Origin of the sequence: Rhizobium sp. UBA1881 (assembly GCF_002338015.1) — a bacterium.
Taxonomy (GTDB): Bacteria; Pseudomonadota; Alphaproteobacteria; order Rhizobiales; family Rhizobiaceae; genus Rhizobium.
Genome location: NZ_DDHH01000028.1, coordinates 21,557 through 40,949 on the forward strand (window position 1 = coordinate 21,557; position 19,393 = coordinate 40,949).

Here is a 19,393-nt window from a genome sequence, read left to right on the forward strand (position 1 = left end):
AGGACATCATGCTTCTTATCTATTGCCCATACTGTCAGGAAGAGCGCTCCGAGCTCGAATTTCGCGGCGCCGGCGATGCGCATATCGCCCGCCCGACCAATATCGCCGATATCTCCGACGAACAGTTCGAGGAGTTCTTCTTCCTGCGCGACAACCCGAAGGGGCTGATCTTCGAGCGCTGGCGCCACCAGCACGGATGCGGCCGCTTCTTCAATGCGGCGCGCGACACGATCAGCGACAAGTTCATCATGACGTACAAGGCCGGCGAGCCGAAGCCCGATATCGGTACTGCGGCCGCGCCCCATGCTCCCGTCGAGACCTATGAGCAGCTCGAAGGAGAAGCGAAATGAGCGCTGCGAACCGTATAGCAGGCAAGGGCCGCCTGACGCCCGCCAAGACCGCGCGCTTCACCTTCGACGGCAAGACCTATACCGCGCTCGAGGGTGACACCGTCGCCTCGGCGCTGATTGCCAACAACATCCATCTGGTCGGCCGCTCGTTCAAGTATCACCGCCCGCGCGGCATTTTGTCGGCCGGCGCCGAGGAGCCGAACGCGCTGATCGACGTGTCGCGTGACGCCGCCCGCAAGCAGCCGAACGTGCGTGCCACGGTGCAGGAAGTGTTCGACGGCATGATCGTCGAATCGCAGAACCGCTTCCCGTCGCTTTCGTTCGATATCGGCGGTATCAACAACCTGCTCTCGCCCTTCTTCGCGGCCGGCTTCTACTACAAGACCTTCATGTGGCCGAAGGCCGCCTGGAAGAGCCTCTACGAGCCGATCATTCGCCGCGCGGCCGGCCTCGGCGTTGCGCCGAAGGAAGCCGATCCCGATCACTATGCCGGCCGTTACGCGCATTGCGACGTGCTTGTTGTCGGCGCCGGCGTTGCCGGTCTTTCGGCGGCACTGGCTGCGGCGCAGACGGGCGCGAAGGTCATCCTCTGCGACGAGCAGGCCGATGTCGGCGGCGCGCTGCGCTACGATAGCGGTGTGACGATCGACGGCCTTTCCGGCTACGAGTGGGCGCAGAAGACGGTTGCGGCTCTGAAGGCGATGGACAATGTGCAGGTTCTGACCCGCACCACGGCTTTCGGATATTACAACCACAATTTCGTCGGCCTTGCCGAGCGCGTGACCGACCATGTCGCCAACCCGAGCCGCCATCTGCCGCGCGAGCGTCTGTGGCAGCTGCGCGCCAAGCGCGTCATCCTCGCCAATGGCGCCATCGAGCGTCACATGGTGTTCCCGAACAACGACCGTCCGGGCATCATGCTCGCGTCCGCCGCGCGCATGTATCTCAACCAGTACGGCGTTGCCGTCGGCCAAAAGGTCGGCGTCTATACGGCGCACGACTCGGCCTATGAGGCAGCCTTCGACCTGAAGCGCGCTGGCGTCGAGATCGCGGCGATCGTCGATTGCAGGCAGACGCCGGGTGCTGATGTTCTGGCCGAGGCCCGTTCGCTCGGCATCGATGTTCTCGCCGGCCAGTCGGTCGTCAACACCTCGGGCAAGCTGCGCATCTCGTCGATGACGGTTGCCCGCAACGGCGGCGGCTCGCCGCGCAAGATCGCGGTCGATGCTCTGCTCGTTTCGGCGGGCTGGACGCCTTCGGTGCACCTGTTCTCGCAGTCGCGCGGCAAGGTTAAGTTCGAGCCGGAAACGCAGCGCTTCCTGCCCGGTACCTATGCGCAGGATTGCCTCTCCGTCGGCGCCTGCAACGGCACCGACGACCTGCAGCGCACCATCGAGGAATCGCTGGCAGCCGGCGAACTGATGGCGCAGGCCGCCGGCAAGGCGTCTGCTGGCAAGATCAGCATCGCGGCCGAGCAGGCACATCAGTGGACCGGCGGCATGATCGGTGCGGCCGAAGGAGCGGGTCCTGAGACCAGCGCCAAGGCCTTCATCGATTTCCAGCACGACGTCTGCGCCAAGGATATCCGCCTTGCCGTGCGCGAGGGGATGCACTCGATCGAGCACATCAAGCGCTTCACCACGAACGGCATGGCCTCCGACCAGGGCAAGCTCTCCAACATGCACGGTCTGGCGATTGCCGCCGAGATGCTGGGCAAGGAGATCCCGCAGGTCGGTCTCACCACCTTCCGCGCGCCCTACACGCCTGTCACCTACGGAACGCTGATCGCGCATTCGCGCGGCGATCTGTTCGATCCGACGCGCAAGACGCCGCTGCACCAGTGGGAAGAAGCCCAGGGTGCGGTGTTCGAGGATGTCGGCAACTGGAAGCGTGCGTGGTTCTACCCGCGCGCCGGCGAAACCATGCACCAGGCGGTCGCGCGCGAATGCAAGACGGCGCGCGATGTGGCCGGCGTGTTCGATGCCTCGACGCTCGGCAAGATCGAGGTCGTCGGTCCTGATGCCGCCGAGTTCATGAACCTGATGTACACCAACGCCTGGGACACGCTGAAGCCTGGCAAGTGCCGCTACGGCATCATGACCCGCGACGACGGCTTTGTTTATGACGACGGCGTCGTCGGGCGTCTGGCCGACGATCGCTTCCATGTGACGACGACGACGGGCGGCGCGCCGCGCGTGTTGAACCACATGGAAGACTATCTGCAGACCGAGTTCCCGCATCTGAAGGTGTGGTTGACGTCTGTGACCGAGCAGTGGGCGGTTATCGCCGTGCAGGGTCCGAAGGCGCGCGAGATCATCGCGCCGCTGGTCGAAGGCGTCGATATCTCCAACGAGGCCTTCCCGCATATGAGCGTTGCCGAGTGCACGGTCATGGGCGTTCCGTCACGTCTCTTCCGCGTGTCGTTCACCGGCGAAACCGGCTTTGAAATCAACGTGCCGGCCGATTACGGGCAGTCGGTTCTCGAGGCGGTGTGGGCGAATGCCGAGCCGCTCGGCGCCTGCGTCTACGGCACCGAGACGATGCACGTTCTTCGCGCCGAGAAGGGCTACATCATCGTCGGCCAGGATACGGATGGCACCGTGACGCCTGACGATGCCGGCCTCAACTGGGCGGTCTCGAAGAAGAAGACCGACTTCGTCGGCATTCGCGGCCTGAAGCGCCCGGATCTCGTCAAGGAAGGCCGCAAGCAGCTGGTCGGCCTCGTCACCAAGGATCCGTCGCTGGTGCTCGAAGAGGGCGCGCAGGTCGTCGCCAACCCGAACGAGCCGAAGCCGATGACGATGCTCGGTCATGTGACCTCGTCCTACTGGTCGGAAAACCTTGGGAAGTCGATCGCATTCGCGCTCGTCGCCGGTGGTCGCAAGCGCATGGGCGAGACGCTCTACGTGCCGATGCCCGACAAGACGATCGCGGTCGAGGTGACGGACATGGTGTTCTTTGACAAGGAAGGAGGCCGCATCAATGGCTGATACGGCAGTTCGCACATCCGTTCTCACGGGCAAGCAGGGCGGCTCGGCCAGCGTACGGCTGACGGCAGCACCTCATGCCACGCGCGTGGCGCTTCGCGCACCGGCCGAAGCGCTTGCGGCGCTCTCCTCGGCGCTCGGCGTGACCGTTCCCGACGCACCGAAGACCTCGGGCCGCAAGGGCGGCCGTGCCGCGCTTTGGCTCGGGCCGGACGAATGGTTGGTCATCGACGAGAGCGGCGCCGACATGATGGGCGCGCTCAAGGACGTGGGCGTCGTGCATTCGGCAACCGACGTCTCGCACCGCAACGTCGCGATCATCGTCTCGGGCCCTGGCGCCGAAACGACGATCTCCACGGGCTGCCCGCAGGACCTCTCGCTCGAAGCCTTCCCCATCGGCACCTGCTCGCGCACGCTGTTCGGCAAGGCCGAGATCGTGCTCTTCCGCACCGAGGAGGATACGTTCCGCGTGGAATGCTGGCGCTCCTTCGCGGACTTCGTCTTCGGCCTGCTCGCCGAGGGCGCCGAGGATGCGGGGCACTGAGCTTCGTCGTGTTGTGATCATGAGGTCGGGGGCGGTGCCAGCGCGCCGTCCCCGATTTGCTTGCCCCCTGCGCGACGTCTTCCTCGGGCTTGTCCCGAGGATCTAACCACGTCTCCGAGGGTTCAACGGTTATGGCTCAAGGCTGTGAGGGCCGCGGTGTCACGCCTCCGTCGCGTAACGGCAATTCACGTCCAGTGCTGATTGACCGAAGGCAGATGCTCGGCACAAGGCCGAGCATGACGTCGCACGTGGGGTTGAGAGGGGCAGACTACTCACTTGGCTTGTTGTGATGACGCTTGATGTCCCACATGTGCAGGCGCATGGCGATGTAGCCGAGCGCGATCACGACTGCCGGTGTGACGACAAAAGCAAATGTCCAATCGCTCATCGATCGACCCCACTCAGAACATGTCTTATTAGGATGCTACTACTCGCCCGGCTGATTGCGTTGCTTGCGCCATTCGCGCTCGTGCAGCAGGAAGGCGATATAGGCAAGGGCCGCGATGATGGCGGGCAGGCCGAATGAGATGAAGAATAGTGAACCAAAGCTCATGGGATCAGTCTCCTGAGCGTCAATCTCGCTATGTAATGTAATAGCACCGCCACGGAAAGCCAAGCGCAGAGGTAACCTGCAAGCCAAAGGCGCGACAACTGGCTGAAATTTCCGATGCCGTAGAGCGCGCCGGCGATCGGCGTGACGATGCCGACGGTGAAGCAGGCCGTCGAGGCGCGGTCCAGGGCATTGGCGAAAAGCTTTGTCTGCTCATTATATGCCAAGCTCATCGCCGCCCTCCGCGCGCTATATCTGGCCCGCCTAAACGTCCTCCGGCCGATCCTTCGGGTCGAACTGGATGATCGTCGTCCAGCGTGCCGTCAGCGCCGGTTTGCGTTCGTTTTCGATCTCGATCGACACGTCGTAGGTGGTCATCAGCATGCCGCCGCCGCGGAAGCGGGCTTCGGCCAGCACGAAGTGGCCGCGGATGCGGGCGCCGGATTTGACCGGGGCGACGAAGCGGACGGTGTCGAAGCCGTAGTTGATGCCCATGGTCTGCTCGCGCACCTTGGGCAGGCAGTTATAGTTCATCGCGGACAGCAGCGAGAGCGTCAGGAAACCATGGGCGATCGTGCCGCCAAAGGGGCTGTCGGCGGCGCGGGCCGGATCGACATGGATGAACTGGTGGTCGTGGGTGGCGTCGGCGAAGGCATTGATCATCGTCTGATCGACGACGATCCAATCAGAAAGGCCGGCTTCCGTGCCGACCAGCCCGCGGACATCCGCGAGCGAGATTTCCTTGACCATCAATTCCTCTTGAAAAAAGCTGCTTCGAAAAGACTTACAATGGCTTCGTGACAATTACGACAAGGATATTAGTACAACTTACGGGCGCGTCAATTTCCTACAAGAAAAGAAACGGATCGAGCCGGCACGCGCGCCTGGTTCTGCGGCTCGGAGCCTTCCTCTTCTTCAGCCCGGCGCCATGTCGCATCGGCGGGCAGCGAAAACGTTTGTTCTGATTGGGCGCGGTTGAAGAGGACTGCTAGGCTGATCTGTTTGCCGGTTTTTGCGTCGTCGGTTTCAAGGATCATGCCGAGGGTGGCGAAGTCTGGCGTTTCCCAATCCGATACGCTCATCGGTTGGCCTGAGGGCGCGATCCAACTCACGTCCCCGTCGCCCTTGAAGAAAGCGAATTGCGAGAAGACGCTGAAGCGCTTGCGTAGCTTTGAGACGAAGGCGGTGTGGGCGATCAGTTCTTCGTCGAGCGAGGCCCAGTCGACCCAGGTGATGGCGTTGTCCTGGCAATAGGCATTGTTGTTGCCGCGCTGGCTGCGTCCGCCTTCGTCGCCCGCCGTCAGCATCACGGTGCCGCGCGTCGCGAATAGCGTGGAGATGAGGGCCTTCAGGTCGGCGCGGCGGCGGGCGATGATTGCGGGATCGTCGGTCTCGCCCTCTGCGCCGTTGTTCCAGGAGTGGTTCTCGTTGTGGCCGTCGCGATTGTCCTCGCCGTTGGCCTCGTTGTGCTTGCCGGCGTAGGAGACGAGGTCGTTGAGCGTGAAGCCGTCATGGGCGGCGAGGAAATTGACGCTGCGGGTGGCGGTGGCGTTGTTGCGGGCGAAGATGTCGGAGGAACCCGCGAGTGCCGAGGCCAGCGCGCCGGTCTTGTAGTGGTCGCCGCGCCAGTAGCATCTGAGATCGTCGCGGGCGCGGTCGTTCCATTCGAGGAAGGGGGCGGGGAAGTTGCCGAGCTGGTAGCCGCCGGGGCCGATGTCCCAAGGTTCGGCGATCATGATCCGGTCGCGCAAAACCTCGTCGTCCAGCATCGCCTTCAGCGTTTCGCCTTGCGCTTCGAAGCCTGACGCGGTGCGGCCGATGATCGGCGCGAGATCGAAGCGGAAGCCGTCGACGCCGGCGTTAGCCACGAAATGGCGGAGCGTGTCGACGATCAGCTGCCTGACATAGGGATGGTCGCAGGCCACCGTGTTGCCGGTGCCGGTGTCGTTGACGAGCGTGCCGGGTTGGCCGGGGACGTGGCGCAGCAGCGATCGGTTGTCGAGGCCGCGCATGGAGAGCGTCGGGCCGAAGCGGTCGCTTTCGCCGGTGTGGTTGAAGACGAGGTCGAGGATGACGCCGATGCCTTCAGCGTGGAGCTTGGCGACGGTGTCGCGCAGCTCTGTCATGCCGCCGGGGGCAAGGCGCGGGTCGAGCGCCATGAAGGCGACGGGGTTGTAGCCCCAGCCATTGGTCAGGCCAAGCGGGGGTAGGTGGCGCTCGTCGATCCAGGCGGTAATCGGCATCAGCTCGATGGCGTCGACGCCGATGCGCTTGAGGTGGGCGATGACCGAGGGGTGGGCAAGGGCCGCGATGGTGCCGCGCTGTGCCTCCGGCACGTCCGGGTGCAGCATGGTGAAGGGGCGGACCGCGACCTCGTAGATGAAGCCGCCGGGGCGGAAGACGGGGGCTGCGGGCTTGATGGCGACGTCGCGGGTGACGATTGCGCGGGGGACGAGGTGCTGGGTGTCGGCGCCGAATTTCGAGAGCAGCGGGTCGTAGCGGAAGGGGCGGTCGAGCTCCGTCGCGTAGGGGTCGACCAGGAGTTTGGCGGGGTCGAACCAGAGGCCGTCGTCGGGGGCGTAGGTGCCTTCTGCGCGGTAGCCGTAACGCGCGCCCGGCGCGATGCCTTCGACGAAGAGATGGTGGAGGTCGTCTTCGCCTCGCGTCATCGGCAGGCGGTCGGTCTCGCGGCCGGTCTGGTCGAAGAGGCAGAGGTGGAGTTTCGTGGCCTCGCTCGAGCGGACGACGAAGGTGGCGCCGGTGGCGGTGAGGGTTACGCCGGAAGCGAAGGGCATGGGGTGCTAGGTCCTTGTTCCGGGGGGATGTTTGATGGGGATGGGTTTAATGAGGTTGACGTGGTGCCGCGCAGCCCCCTCATCCGGCTGCCGCCACCTTCTCCCCGTTGGGGAGAAGAGATGTGTGGTGGGCCGCTCGCTCCATCTTCCCTTCTCTCCCGCGGGGAGAAGGTGCCCGTAGGGCGGATGAGGGGGCCACACGGCACACCTTAACCAGTTTCTCGCTCTTTGCTGTCGCTCAGAGCCTCGCTACGCTCGCCCCCTAATCTGTCCTCCGGACATCTTCTCCCCATCGGGGAGAAGGGGGAGCGCTCGCAGCGCCTCAAATCACACCCAACTCCCGCCCAGCCTCGGCAAACGCCTCAATCGCCCGCTCGACATCCTCGACCGAATGCGCCGCCGACATCTGCGTGCGGATGCGCGCCTGCCCCTTCGGCACCACGGGGAAGGAAAAGCCGATGACGTAAACACCCTTCTTCAGCATCAACGCCGCCATATCCTGCGCCAGCTTCGCATCCCCCAGCATGACGGGAATGATCGGATGCCCCTCGCCCGCCAGCGTAAAGCCGAGCTTCGTCATCTCCGAGCGAAACAAATCAGCATTGGCCGACAACCGCGCCCGCAGCGCATCGCCATGATCGATCAGGTCGAACACCTTCAGCGACGCGGCCGCGATGACGGGCGCCAGCGTATTGGAAAACAGATAGGGCCGCGACCGCTGCCGCAGCCATTCCACAACCTCGGCCTTCGCCGACGTATAGCCGCCTGACGCGCCCCCCAGCGCCTTGCCGAGCGTACCAGTGATGATATCGACTCTGCCTTCGACGCCGCAATGCTCGGCCGAACCGCGCCCATGCTTGCCAACGAAACCGACCGCATGACTGTCATCGACCATGACCATCGCGCCATACTTCTCGGCGAGATCGCAGACACCCTGGAGATTGGCTATGATCCCGTCCATCGAAAACACGCCATCGGTGGCGATCAGCTTGAACCGGCTGCCCTCGGCCTTCTTCAGCTCCTCCTCGAGCGCCGCCATATCGTTGTTGGCGTAGCGGAAACGCTTGGCCTTGGAGAGCCGCACGCCATCGATGATCGAGGCATGGTTCAGCGCATCGGAGATGATCGCATCCTCTTCGCCGAGCAGCGTCTCGAACAGGCCGCCATTGGCATCGAAGCAGGAGGAGTAAAGGATCGTGTCTTCCATTCCGAGAAACGACGAAATCCTGGCCTCGAGCTCTTTGTGCTCCTCCTGCGTGCCGCAGATGAAACGCACCGAAGCCATGCCATAACCATAGCGATCAAGCGCCTTCTTACCGGCTTCGGCGAGCTCCGCGTTGTCGGCAAGGCCGAGATAATTGTTGGCGCAGAAATTCAGCACCCGCTCACCGGATGATATCGCGATCTCACCCGCCTGTTTCGAGGTGATGACGCGCTCCGCCTTATAAAGGCCGGCCTCCTTGAGGTCGGCAAGCTCGGTGCGCAAATGGGAGAGGAAAGCCGTATTCATGAGACAATGTCGCCTGTTTGAGAGTTTCCAGTTGCCGCAGGTACCATATCACCGCGCGTCTTGTCGCTAAGAGCCTATCGCAAATGATGGCGCTTCAGTGATGGCTTTCGCACAAAACACACCAATGGCAGAGCTTTTCGGAAGATGATAAACAGTTGCATGAAGGGAGAGCAGCAATGGCTCTTTATATCAGCGATGAAGACGTCGACCGGCTCGCAGCCGAGATCCAGGAACTGACGAAAGCCCCAACAAAAACGGAAGCCGTTCGCCGCGCACTGGAAAACGAACTTGCCCGAGCTCGAAAGACCCTACCAATCGAAGTGAGGCTGGCAAAGGCAAAGGCGATCGCCGACGCCATGGGCAAAGGCGATCCTGATTTCGACATGAAACGCTTCACTGACGAAATGTGGGGCGATTGATCTTGTTCATCGACGCTTCGGCAATTGTCGCCGTTCTGGCGCGGGAAGCAGGTTATGAGGAGATTGAAAAGGCGCTTTCCGGCGCCGCCCAAGACATTCTCTATGTGTCGCCGCTGGTAAAATTCGAAGCCGTTCTAGCCCTTGCGCGCCAGAAGGCGCAGACCGCCGGATCGCTTGCGAAACCATCGGCACGGATGATCGATGAAGCGACAAAGGCGATCGACGCCTTCATCGAAGGCCTCGACATCAAGGAAGTCGCCATTTCGCCCGAGATCGGGAACGCCGCTATCAACGCTGCGGCGATCTACGGTAAGGTCGTTGGCCACGTCGCAAGCCTGAATTTCGGCGACTGTTACGCATATGCCTGCGCCAAGACGCTTGGCGTCAGATTGATCTACAAGGGCAATGACTTCGTGCACACCGACGTCGCCTGAGCCCTCACTCGTCAAACCCCAAAATCACCTCCAGAAACGCATCCCCATAGCGCTCCAGCTTCGACTGCCCGACGCCGGAAATGCCGAGCAGTTCCTTGTGCGTGCGCGGCCGCTCGGTGGCGAAGGCGATGAGGGTCGTGTCGGGGAAGACGACGTAGGGTGGAACGCTGAGCGAGCGGGCGATCGCGGTGCGCTCGGCGCGCAGCGCCTCGAAAAGCGCGTCGTCGGAGCCCGACAGAACCGAGCGCCGCTCGGCCTGCGCCGCCCTCTTCGGCCGCCGTTCGGAGGCCGGGCGGTCCTTGCGGAAGAACACCTCGCGTTCGCGCTTGAAGACAGCGCGTGCGCCCTCCTCCAGCTTCAGTGCGCCGAAAGCGCCGTGGTCGACGCGCACCAGACCCATCGCGAGAAGTTGCCGGAACACGGATTGCCAGGTGCGCGCGGCGATATCCTTGCCGGCGCCGAAAACCGGCATTTCGGTGTGGCCGAAGCGCTCGGTCTTTTCGTTGACATTGCCGATGAGGACATCGACCACATGCCCCGTGCCGAAACGTTCGCCCGTGCGATAGATCGCCGCCAGCGCCTTGATCGCCGCATCCGTCCCATCCCAGGTCTCGACCGGCTTCAGGCAGGTGTCGCAGCCACCGCAATTGCCGGCATGGCTCTCGCCGAAATGCGACAGGATCGCCTGCCGCCGGCACGATGCCGTCTCGCAGATCGCAAGGAGCGCGTTGAGCTTGGAGCGTTCCACGCGCTTGATTTCGTCGGCGGCGCCGCCCTCGTCGATCATCCGCCCGCGCTGGATCACATCGGCCATGCCATAGGCCATCCACACCTCGGACGGCAGACCGTCGCGCCCGGCGCGACCGGTCTCCTGGTAGTAGGCTTCGACAGACCCCGGAAGATCGAGATGCGCGACATAGCGCACGTTCGGCTTGTCGATCCCCATGCCGAAGGCGACGGTGGCCACCAGGCAGAGATCCTCTTCCTTGAGGAAGGCATCCTGGTTGGCGTCGCGCACCGCGCGATCCATGCCGGCGTGATAGGCAAGCGCCCGGATGCCCTGGCCGTTCAGCCACTCGGCCGTGTCCTCGACCTTGGCGCGCGACAGGCAGTAGACGATGCCGCTATTGCCCTTGTGGCCGGCGAGAAACCGCAGAAGCTGCTGGCGCGGCTGGTCGCGCTCGACGATCTCGTAGCTGATGTTCGGCCGGTCGAAGCTGGTGGTGAAGATCTTCGCGCCATTGAGCCCGAGGCGTGCGGCGATATCGTCACGCGTATGCGGATCGGCGGTCGCCGTCAGCGCGATACGGGGAACACCGGGATAAAGCTCGCCGAGCTTGCCGAGTTCGCGATACTCCGGCCGGAAATCGTGGCCCCACTGGGAAACGCAGTGCGCTTCATCAATAGCGAACAAAGCGATCCTGGCATTGCCGATGATATCGCGGAACCCATCCATCAGGATGCGTTCCGGCGTCACGTAAAGCAGGTCGAGATTGCCGGTCGAGATCGCGCGGCGAACCTCGACATATTCCTCGCGCGTCAGCGACGAGTTGAGCGCGGCCGCCCGAATGCCGAGCTGCTTCATCGCCTCCACCTGGTCGCGCATCAGCGCGATCAGCGGCGAGACGACGATGCCGACGCCATCGCGGCAGAGCGCCGGGATCTGGAAGCAGAGCGATTTGCCGGCGCCCGTCGGAAACAGCACCAGCGCATCGCCGCCATCGACCACATGCTCGACGACCGCCTGCTGCTTGCCGCGAAAGGCTGGGTAGCCGTAGACGTGGTTGAGAATGCCAAGCGGCGTGCGCTCGGCGCCAAACAGCGCGTCATCCGCTGAAAACCTTGTATCCGCCGCGTCCATCAATGGCTCGCAGCCCCTTTGACGCGACCGGAGAGCACGCCGAAGCCATCGATGATCGCTTCCTGGTTCTCAAGCCGCAGGCCCTCGAAATGAACCTCCTGCAGCGCCCGCATCAGCTGATCGATCACCTCTTCGTTGCCGCTTTCGGTGGCCTCGGCGATCTCTTTTTCCAGCTCGATCTTCTGCCAGCGCAGCGCCTTGGAGCGCTTGTGGAAGGCGAGCGCCTGGCGATAGCCCTCGCGCGCATCTTCCATCGCCGCCTGTTCGGTGGCGATCCATAGCCGCGCGTTGCGGATCTGCTGCTCCAGCGTCTGGATCAGCCCACCAAAACCCTGCTCTTCCAGTCGCTCGATCAGATAATCGCGCGTCAGATGTGGACCGGCGACGGCAGCAGCTGCCCCGAGCATGCCCGACCAGAGCCGCTGCAGCTCGCGGCTGTCGTAATCGATCGAGGCGATCTCGTCATATTCGTCCTGCATCAGCGCCGGGTGATTGACGACGGTGAGCGCCAAGACGCTCTCGCGCAGCGCGGGCGTCTCCTGATGGCCGCGCACCAACCCGGAGCGGGCGAGCCGATCCGAAATACCGCCGCCGGAAACGCGTGCACCGCGCGGACCATCGTTTCCGCGTCCGCGCCCCTGCCCACCGCCACGCTCGAAACCGCCGCGATCGAAATTGCGCCGCTCGCCGCCGTCGCGGTTCTGGAACTGCGGCCGGAAGAAGCCGTTCAGCCGGTCGCGCATGTCCTGCTGGTAGTGCCGGCGCACGTCTTCGTCGGCGATGACGGCCACCAGCTGCCTCAGCCGCGCCTCGAGCTCGGCCTTGGCCTCCGGCGTCTCGAACGAGCCGGTCTTCAACTCGCGGCCCCAGATCATCTCCGCCAGCGGCTTGGCCTGGCTCATCACCTTGTCGAACGGCGCCCGCCCCTCGTTGCGCACGAGATCGTCGGGGTCCTTGCCGTCAGGCAGCAGCGCGAAACGCACGGTGCGGCCGGGCTTGATATGCGGCAGCGCCAGATCGGCCGCGCGGTTGGCGGCGCGGATACCGGCGCCGTCTCCGTCGAAGCAGAGCACCGGTTGCGGCGTCATCTTCCAGAGGAGCTCGAGCTGGTTTTCCGTGAGCGCCGTACCAAGCGGCGCCACCGCGTTCTCGACACCCGCCTGATAGAGCGCGATCACGTCCATATAGCCTTCGACGGCAATGATCGTGCCTTCGCCATTGGCGCCCTGCGTCGAGCGCCGCGCACGGGCGAAATTGTAGAGCACGTTGCCCTTGTGGAAGAGCTCCGTCTCGTTGGAATTGAGATACTTGGCCGGCGCGTCCGGCGACATGGCGCGGCCGCCAAAGGCGATCACCTTCTCGCGCGACGACAGGATCGGAAACATGATGCGGTCGCGGAAACGATCGTATGAAACCGGGATCTCCGGCCCGTGCACGACCAGCCCGCAGGCCTCGATCTGCTCCTTCGACGCCCCCTTGCCGGCCAGATACTCCTTCAAAGCATTGCGGCTATCCGGCGCAAAGCCGAGCCGGAAGGTCTCGATCGTCCGGCCGGTCAGGCCGCGGTCGCGCAGATAGGCGCGTGCGCGTGCGCCGTTCGCCGTCTGCAGCTGGTCCTGGAAGAACTGTGTCGCCATCTCCATCACGTCGAGAAGCGTGGTCCGCTCTTTCTCGCGCTTTTCCATGGCGGGATCGGCGATTGGCATCGCGACGCCGGCCATATCGGCGATCGTCTGCACCGCCTCGGGAAAGCTCAAACCCTCGAGTTCGGTGAGGAAGCGGAAATGGTCACCGGTCACGCCACAGCCGAAGCAATGATAGCGGCCCTTGCGGTCCTCGCAGTGGAAGCTCGGCGACTTCTCGCCATGGAACGGGCAGCAGGCCCAGTAATCGGCGCGCGAGACGTTGGTCTTGCGCTTGTCCCAGCTCACACGGCGGCCGATCACGTCCGAAATCAGGACGCGGTCGCGTATCTCGTCGAGAAAGGAGTTTGAAAAGCGCATTTCTACCTCTTGGCTATCCTCCATATAAGCAAGTTCCCGGGCGCATGCCACGAACTTTGGCCGATAGCCACGCTATACACAGGTTGCTTCAATGACCTGCACCCGGCAACGCGGCTATCTGAAACTTTCAACAAAGCGTGACTGTCGAAGGCATGCGCCAAGCGGCGAAAGCCTGTCTTCAGGATAAACGAGAGCAACCGCAATAGCGGCACCGTCGCGCTACATAAATAAAACAACACCTTACGGCCGAGACTCGAATCCGATTGCGAGCCGGACGCCATAACTGGTGTTCGCTTTAAGGCGGCGATTCCCGCCAATTATTATTTTTTTGTAATTTGAATCTCATGCCGCATCGCAATAACGTCAGTCTCAACAAAGCGATCCCCTCGCAAGGCACCATCCCTACCCCCGGCGCCGCCTTGCAAGGGTGCCTTTGCAAATACCCGCTGATGAGGACCCAGGTCCTGCGTCGTCAGCCGGAGCAAAGAGCAAGAAGGCAGGAACGCCCCCAGTTCCTGCCTTCTTTAATTTCTACCTGACGTTTTATATTCTGCATCTAGACTGCCAATCACAGGCAGATTCCACCAGCAATTGATTGACAGTCGTTGGTCGCAAGTCCAATGAAGGCGGCAACTTCGGATGGTTGCCAAGCATGCCACATAAGGTTGAAGAATTTTTAGAGAGTGACGCATTTTTCGCGTTGGTTCTGGAATTCGCGCGCGAAATGCTCGCGATCTACCGCGAAAGCCCGCGCATCGCGTCGATATTCGCCGCCCAGCAGCGCTGGTTGATGGCGCAACTCGGATTCGCCCTCTATTTCGGCTATCCCGATGATCCCAAGGGTGGCCTCTACTCCGGCCGTTTCATTTCATTCGCCATTGAAAAGAAGATCGCCAGCCGCAACACCGCCGCAGCCTTCATGCAGGAAATGCTCGCCTATCGCTTCCTGCGCCCTGTCGAAAGCCCATCCGACAAGCGCACGCGCCTGCTGGAGCCAACCGAAACGGCGCTCGAGCATTTCCACAAATGGCTCGCCGCCCACCTGATGATCCTCGACAACCTCGATGGCGGCCATCGTCTCGAGGCGGCGATGAAGGATCCGATGGTGTTTGCCCGCATGCAGCCGCTGATCGCCAAGGGCATCATCGACAGCGACGCGGTGCGCGATCCCGGCACCACCTACAATCTCTTCAACTGGGCGAACTCCGGCGGCCTCGTCATGGATCTGCTGATGACGCGGATAACCTCGTTCGACATGTCGATGGAACGCGTCGCGATCGGAAGGCTCTCGCTGAAGGAAATCCGCGACCAGTTCATGATCTCCAACACGCATCTGAAGCGGCTGCTGTCGCAGGCAGCCGAGATGGGCAGCATCGGCTGGTCCGAAGCCTCGTTCAAGGGCGAGACCTGGATGTCTATGAAGTTCGTGCGGGAATATTGGGGCTATCAGGCCGCGAAATTCGCGGTGATTGACGCAGCCGCCGCAAGCGTGCTGGGGCCCGCGGTCCCGAAGACCGCGCGCCTCGCCTGAGGGGGAATGGCTTGATCGATCAGTTCAAGAGTTCCTTGACGGCGCCCGACGCCTTGGAGAAATCCATCTGGCCGGCATAGCGCTCCTTGAGCACCGCCATCACCTTCCCCATGTCCTTCGGACCGGCGGCACCCGTCTCGGCGATGATCGCCGCGATGTTGGCGCGCACATCCGAATCGGAGAGCTGCTTCGGCATGAAGTCCTGCACCACCTTGATTTCGGCGCGCTCCTTGGCGGCGAGCTCCGGACGGGAATTCTCATCGTAGATCTTCGCCGATTCGTCGCGCTGCTTCACCATCTTTGCCAGGATCTGCAGGATTTCGTCGTCGCTGGCCTCTTCCTTGCCGGCGCCCCGATTGGCGATATCGCGGTCCTTGATCGCGGCCTGGATCAGGCGAACGGTCGAAAGACGCTCGGCATTCTTGGATTTCATCGCATCCTTGAGGGCGGCGGCGAGTTGATCGCGCAACATCATAAACACTCCTGTTTGAATGCCGCTTCATAAACCAGACGAATGCGTGGGATCAAATAAATTGCGAAACACGCGACATAAAGCGGCAGAAAACCCTTAGAATCTGCGGTACAAAGATTGACCTCAGGAAATAGCGTGGCTATTTACCGCCACCTGCACCAAAATTCGTGATCAGGCCTGAGAGCGCGCGCCTTGCCGCGCGTACACGCTTGCGAACCAAAATGGCCGGCCAACGTTGCCCAAGGACGTCTGGCGGCCGGAAACGGGATGAAGATGACCGCGACAGCACCCTGGACAACCGAAAAGCCGACCGGAGTGCTCGTTCTGGCGGATGGCACAGTGATCGAAGGCAAGGGCATCGGCGCGATCGGCAAGGTCCAGGCCGAAGTGGTCTTCAACACCGCGCTAACAGGTTATGAAGAGATCATGACCGATCCCTCCTACCTCGGCCAGATCGTCACCTTCACCTTCCCGCATATCGGCAACATCGGCACCAATGAAGAAGACATCGAAGATCTGACGCCGGCAGCACGCCACGGCGCGGTCGGCGTCATCTTCAAGGCCGACATGACCGACCCGTCCAACTACCGCGCCGCCAAGCACCTCGACGCCTGGCTGAAGGCCCGCGGCGTCATCGGTCTTTGCGGCATCGATACCCGCGCGCTGACCGCCTGGATCCGCGAGAACGGCGCCCCGAACGCCGTCATCGCCCACGATCCGAACGGCGTCTTCGACATCGACACGCTGAAGGCCGAAGCCAAGGCCTGGAGCGGCCTCGAAGGCCTCGACCTCGCCAAGATCGCCTCCTCCGGCCAGTCCTCGCAGTGGTCGCAGACCCCGTGGGTCTGGAACGAAGGCTACGGCGAGCTGAAGGCCGAGGACGCCAAGTACCACGTCGTCTGCCTCGACTACGGCGTAAAGCGCAACATCCTGCGCCTGTTCGCCGGCCTCGATTGCAAGGTCACCGTCATGCCGGCAACAACGAGCGCCGAAGAAGTGCTCGCCATGCAGCCCGACGGCATTTTCCTGTCGAACGGCCCGGGCGACCCGGCAGCAACCGGCGAATATGCCGTTCCGGTCATCCAGTCGCTGATCAAGACCGATATCCCGCTCTTCGGCATCTGCCTCGGCCACCAGATGCTGGGCCTGGCACTCGGCGCCAAGACCGAGAAGATGCACCAGGGCCACCACGGCGCCAACCATCCGGTCAAGGACCACACGACGGGCAAGGTCGAGATCGTCTCGATGAACCACGGCTTCGCGGTCGACACGAAGTCGCTGCCCGAAGGTGTTGAGGAGACTCACGTTTCGCTGTTCGACGGCACGAACTGCGGCCTGCGTGTTTCAGGCAAGCAGATCTTCTCCGTCCAGCATCACCCGGAAGCCTCCCCCGGCCCGCAGGACAGCCACTACCTCTTCCGCCGCTTCATCAACATGGTGCGCGAGCAGAAGGGCGAAGCGGCGTTGGCCGAACGCTAAAAAACATTCACGCCTTGCAAGCCGCCTGCAGCAGACCGCTGCGGGCGGCTTTCTTTTGCTCAACGTGAAGCGCAAGGCGAAGCCGTATTGCGAGATGGAGGCGCCGGACCTCCGGGCGGTAGGCTCATATTTCTCGCCGCATGAGGATGTAGAAGCGCGCACAGAGCATCAGCGCTGCCGTGAACAATCCGATCAGGAAGCCGAGCCAGATGCCGATGCCGCCGAGCCCCAGCGGAAACGCCAGCGCCCAGGCCAGGAAGAAGCCGATCGGCCAATAGGCAATCAACGCCAGGATCATCGGCACGCGCGCATCCTTCAGCCCGCGCAGCAGCCCATTGGCGATCGCCTGCAGGCCATCGACCAGCTGAAACAGCCCGGCGATCACGATCAGCGGTCCGGCGTATGCAAGCACCTGCGGCGCCTCGGCCGAATGCGTGTCGAGGAACCAGCCCGCGAAGAAGCCGGGCATGATCGCAAACAGCAGCCCGCCGACCGCCGAGATGACGCAGGCGAGCACGGATACGGACACGGCCGCGCGCACCAGCGCCACGCGATCCCCCTGCCCGTGCGCGACGCCGACCCTGACGGTCGCCGCCTGCGACAGGCCGAGCGGGATCATGAAGGCGATCGATGCCCACTGCAGCGCGATACCATGCGCGGCAAGCTCGATGGTGCCGATCCGGCCCATCAACAGCGACGCCATGGTGAACAGGCTGACTTCGGCAAGGATGGTGACGCTGATCGGCAGCCCCAAACGCACGACCTCGAAGAAGGCCTTCCAATCCGGCCGCCAGAAGCGAACCAGGATCTCGTAGCGCCGTGTCTCCGGCCGGCTCTGGACGTAAGCCAGGATGAAGAAGAAGCCCGCCGTCTGCACCAGCACCGACACGATCGCCGCACCGCGCAGCCCCATGGCCGGCAGGCCGAAATGGCCGAGCACGAGCACATAAGCAAAGACCGCGTTCAGCACCAGCATGGCGATCGTAACGTTGAGAATGACGGCGGCCTTGCCGATAGCGCTCACAAGCGAACGAAGCACGTTGTAGAGCAGCCCCGGCAGAACCGCGAACTGGCCGATGACGATATAGCTATGCGCCAGCGCCGCCACCTCGGGCTTTTGCCCGGCGGCGAGCAATATCTGCTCCGATTTGAAGAAGGCCGGCAGCATCAGCACCCAGAAGGCGATAACCACCCACAGGCCCATGCGCAGCGACCGGCGCACGCTGACGACGTCGCCACGGCCATAGGCCTGCGCCACCATCGGAATGACGGCGATCGAGAAACCGGAGCCGAAGACGAGGATCGTGAACAGGAACTGGCCGGCCAGCACCATGGCCGCCAGATGCTCGGCACCCAACCGCCCGACGATCATCACGTCGGTGGTGTTGATACCGAGCTGGGCCAGCTGCGCACCGATCAGCGGCACGCCGAGCGCCAGCGTCGCGCGGATATGCGCGCTCCAACGGTTATCGGTTGTCGGCGCCAGCTTTCGCGCGTCGATCGGCGTATCCATGACAGTGTCCTGTGAGTTGATGCAAAATGGGCGCAAAGCGCGACAATATGACCAAGGCTCTAGCCGAAATCCCAAGGAAACGACACCCAAAAACATGCAGGTGATGAAATATTCATCATCACATCATCGATTCTGATCGATCACTCGGCTGCCTGACCGAGCGCCTTGCCGGTCTTGGAGACCCGTACCCTGAAGAGAAACACCAGCGTGGCGATCAGGATGAAGAACGCCGCCATCAAGAACGGCGCACCCGCGAAGGTGACCGGCGCATCCGGCTTGGTGAAATAACCGAACATCTGCGTGAAGATCAAAGGCCCGATGATCGTCGTGATGCTGGAAAGGCTCGTCAGCGCCCCCTGCAGCTCACCCTGCGCCGAGGGCGGCACCTTGCCGGCCGCGATGCTGCGAAGCGGCGGATCGGCGATGTTTTCCATCACGGTCAGCACGATGACCGCATAGACCACCCATCCCTCCCAGGCGAATGCATAGCCCGTGAGCCCCACCACCGAGAAACAGAGCCCGACCACCGCTGTTTTCCATTCACCGAGAACGGGCACGATCCTCGGCAGCACCAGCGCCATGACGACGGCGGCACCGATCCCGTAAATGCCGAGCGAGAGCCCGATCTCGCCCTCGCTCCAATTGTAGCGATAGCTGGTGACGAACGACCAGACGGACGGATACACCGCATGCGCCAGCCAGAACAGGAACATGACGGCGGCGATCCAGCCGATGCCGGGATAGTTTCGCATCTGCTTCAACGCGCCGAGCGGATTGGCGCGCTTCCATTCGAAACGGCGCCGGTTTTTCGCATCGAGCGTCTCGGGCAGCAGGAAGCAGGCTGCGACGAAATTGAGGAACGAGACCGCAGCCGCGCCATAAAACGGCACGCGCGGCCCGAACTCGCCGAGAAACCCGCCGATGACGGGACCGACAGTAAAGCCG

The 19,393-nt window shown here is 62.9% G+C and carries 17 protein-coding genes; 7 read left to right on the forward strand and 10 right to left on the reverse strand.

All coding sequences use genetic code 11. From position 1 onward, the window contains the following. Nucleotides 1-8: 8 nt before the first annotated feature. Genes B3605_RS02610 through B3605_RS02620 form a run of 3 tightly spaced genes read left to right on the forward strand, consistent with a single transcriptional unit; the run spans nucleotide 9 to nucleotide 3,881 of the window. Complete coding sequence (locus tag B3605_RS02610) at nucleotides 9-350, forward strand: sarcosine oxidase subunit delta (RefSeq protein WP_112942850.1); 342 nt, start codon at nucleotides 9-11, stop codon at nucleotides 348-350. After that, entirely contained in the window at nucleotides 347-3,340 is a 2,994-nt protein-coding gene (locus B3605_RS02615; RefSeq protein WP_296432095.1) for a sarcosine oxidase subunit alpha, read from the forward strand. Before B3605_RS02610 ends, B3605_RS02615 begins: the two co-directional genes overlap by 4 nt. Further along, nucleotides 3,333-3,881: a sarcosine oxidase subunit gamma gene (locus B3605_RS02620; RefSeq protein ID WP_112942852.1), complete on the forward strand. Its 549-nt coding sequence runs from the start codon at nucleotides 3,333-3,335 to the stop codon at nucleotides 3,879-3,881. Before B3605_RS02615 ends, B3605_RS02620 begins: the two co-directional genes overlap by 8 nt. A 427-nt stretch (nucleotides 3,882-4,308) precedes the next feature. Here the strand turns inward: B3605_RS02620 and B3605_RS02625 are convergent, their stop codons facing one another. The 5 genes from B3605_RS02625 to B3605_RS02645 form a co-directional block, all read right to left on the reverse strand. Further along, a complete protein-coding gene (locus B3605_RS02625; protein WP_280637055.1) occupies nucleotides 4,309-4,434 on the reverse strand; it encodes a hypothetical protein in 126 nt (41 codons plus the stop codon). After that, nucleotides 4,431-4,664: a hypothetical protein gene (locus B3605_RS02630; protein WP_047509614.1), complete on the reverse strand. Its 234-nt coding sequence runs from the start codon at nucleotides 4,662-4,664 to the stop codon at nucleotides 4,431-4,433. Before B3605_RS02630 ends, B3605_RS02625 begins: the two co-directional genes overlap by 4 nt. 31 nt (nucleotides 4,665-4,695) lie before the next feature. After that, entirely contained in the window at nucleotides 4,696-5,181 is a 486-nt protein-coding gene (locus tag B3605_RS02635; protein WP_112942853.1) for a MaoC family dehydratase, read from the reverse strand. 89 nt (nucleotides 5,182-5,270) lie between these two features. Then, complete coding sequence (gene glgX / locus B3605_RS02640; RefSeq protein ID WP_112942854.1) at nucleotides 5,271-7,226, reverse strand: glycogen debranching protein GlgX; 1,956 nt, start codon at nucleotides 7,224-7,226, stop codon at nucleotides 5,271-5,273. 322 nt (nucleotides 7,227-7,548) lie between these two features. Next, entirely contained in the window at nucleotides 7,549-8,736 is a 1,188-nt protein-coding gene (locus B3605_RS02645) for a glycine C-acetyltransferase (RefSeq protein ID WP_112944377.1), read from the reverse strand. A 176-nt stretch (nucleotides 8,737-8,912) separates the two neighbouring features. On the opposite strand from B3605_RS02645, the gene B3605_RS02650 reads away from it, so the two are divergent. Both B3605_RS02650 and B3605_RS02655 read left to right on the forward strand, forming a co-directional pair. Beyond that, nucleotides 8,913-9,155, forward strand: coding sequence for a type II toxin-antitoxin system VapB family antitoxin (locus tag B3605_RS02650; RefSeq protein WP_047505986.1), 243 nt, complete (start codon nucleotides 8,913-8,915; stop codon nucleotides 9,153-9,155). 2 nt (nucleotides 9,156-9,157) lie between these two features. Further along, nucleotides 9,158-9,589 carry a type II toxin-antitoxin system VapC family toxin gene (locus tag B3605_RS02655; protein ID WP_409457216.1) on the forward strand — a complete coding sequence of 144 codons (432 nt, stop codon included), beginning with the start codon at nucleotides 9,158-9,160 and terminating at the stop codon, nucleotides 9,587-9,589. Nucleotides 9,590-9,593: 4 nt separating this feature from the next. On the opposite strand, the gene recQ is transcribed toward B3605_RS02655, so the two are convergent. Both recQ and dnaG read right to left on the reverse strand, forming a co-directional pair. Continuing rightward, nucleotides 9,594-11,450: a DNA helicase RecQ gene (gene recQ / locus B3605_RS02660; RefSeq protein WP_112944379.1), complete on the reverse strand. Its 1,857-nt coding sequence runs from the start codon at nucleotides 11,448-11,450 to the stop codon at nucleotides 9,594-9,596. Next, on the reverse strand, nucleotides 11,450-13,453 hold the full coding sequence (gene dnaG, locus B3605_RS02665; protein WP_112944380.1) for a DNA primase: 2,004 nt from the start codon (nucleotides 13,451-13,453) through the stop codon (nucleotides 11,450-11,452). The genes recQ and dnaG overlap by 1 nt, the downstream gene beginning before the upstream one ends. A 652-nt stretch (nucleotides 13,454-14,105) precedes the next feature. On the opposite strand from dnaG, the gene B3605_RS02670 reads away from it, so the two are divergent. Beyond that, nucleotides 14,106-14,984: a hypothetical protein gene (locus tag B3605_RS02670; protein WP_112944399.1), complete on the forward strand. Its 879-nt coding sequence runs from the start codon at nucleotides 14,106-14,108 to the stop codon at nucleotides 14,982-14,984. A 19-nt stretch (nucleotides 14,985-15,003) separates the two neighbouring features. On the opposite strand, the gene B3605_RS02675 is transcribed toward B3605_RS02670, so the two are convergent. Next, nucleotides 15,004-15,456: a GatB/YqeY domain-containing protein gene (locus B3605_RS02675; protein ID WP_065693774.1), complete on the reverse strand. Its 453-nt coding sequence runs from the start codon at nucleotides 15,454-15,456 to the stop codon at nucleotides 15,004-15,006. Between the two features lie 273 nt (nucleotides 15,457-15,729). On the opposite strand from B3605_RS02675, the gene carA reads away from it, so the two are divergent. Continuing rightward, entirely contained in the window at nucleotides 15,730-16,935 is a 1,206-nt protein-coding gene (gene carA / locus B3605_RS02680; protein ID WP_296432106.1) for a glutamine-hydrolyzing carbamoyl-phosphate synthase small subunit, read from the forward strand. 124 nt (nucleotides 16,936-17,059) lie between these two features. Here carA and B3605_RS02685 read toward each other — a convergent pair whose 3' ends face one another. Continuing rightward, entirely contained in the window at nucleotides 17,060-18,448 is a 1,389-nt protein-coding gene (locus tag B3605_RS02685) for an MATE family efflux transporter (protein WP_112944382.1), read from the reverse strand. Between the two features lie 140 nt (nucleotides 18,449-18,588). Beyond that, nucleotides 18,589-19,393 (reverse strand): MFS transporter (locus tag B3605_RS02690; RefSeq protein ID WP_296432110.1); only part of this gene is annotated, 805 nt, incomplete at its 5' end.

Coding starts and splice junctions, on each gene's coding strand:
- B3605_RS02610 (WP_112942850.1), top strand. CDS start 9: ATGCTTCTTATCTATTGCCCATACTGTCAGGAAGAGCGCTCCGAGCTC.
- B3605_RS02615 (WP_296432095.1), top strand. CDS start 347: ATGAGCGCTGCGAACCGTATAGCAGGCAAGGGCCGCCTGACGCCCGCC.
- B3605_RS02620 (WP_112942852.1), top strand. CDS start 3,333: ATGGCTGATACGGCAGTTCGCACATCCGTTCTCACGGGCAAGCAGGGC.
- B3605_RS02625 (WP_280637055.1), bottom strand. CDS start 4,434: ATGAGCTTTGGTTCACTATTCTTCATCTCATTCGGCCTGCCCGCCATC.
- B3605_RS02630 (WP_047509614.1), bottom strand. CDS start 4,664: ATGAGCTTGGCATATAATGAGCAGACAAAGCTTTTCGCCAATGCCCTG.
- B3605_RS02635 (WP_112942853.1), bottom strand. CDS start 5,181: ATGGTCAAGGAAATCTCGCTCGCGGATGTCCGCGGGCTGGTCGGCACG.
- glgX (WP_112942854.1), bottom strand. CDS start 7,226: ATGCCCTTCGCTTCCGGCGTAACCCTCACCGCCACCGGCGCCACCTTC.
- B3605_RS02645 (WP_112944377.1), bottom strand. CDS start 8,736: ATGAATACGGCTTTCCTCTCCCATTTGCGCACCGAGCTTGCCGACCTC.
- B3605_RS02650 (WP_047505986.1), top strand. CDS start 8,913: ATGGCTCTTTATATCAGCGATGAAGACGTCGACCGGCTCGCAGCCGAG.
- recQ (WP_112944379.1), bottom strand. CDS start 11,450: ATGGACGCGGCGGATACAAGGTTTTCAGCGGATGACGCGCTGTTTGGC.
- dnaG (WP_112944380.1), bottom strand. CDS start 13,453: ATGCGCTTTTCAAACTCCTTTCTCGACGAGATACGCGACCGCGTCCTG.
- B3605_RS02670 (WP_112944399.1), top strand. CDS start 14,106: ATGCCACATAAGGTTGAAGAATTTTTAGAGAGTGACGCATTTTTCGCG.
- B3605_RS02675 (WP_065693774.1), bottom strand. CDS start 15,456: ATGTTGCGCGATCAACTCGCCGCCGCCCTCAAGGATGCGATGAAATCC.
- carA (WP_296432106.1), top strand. CDS start 15,730: ATGACCGCGACAGCACCCTGGACAACCGAAAAGCCGACCGGAGTGCTC.
- B3605_RS02685 (WP_112944382.1), bottom strand. CDS start 18,448: ATGGATACGCCGATCGACGCGCGAAAGCTGGCGCCGACAACCGATAAC.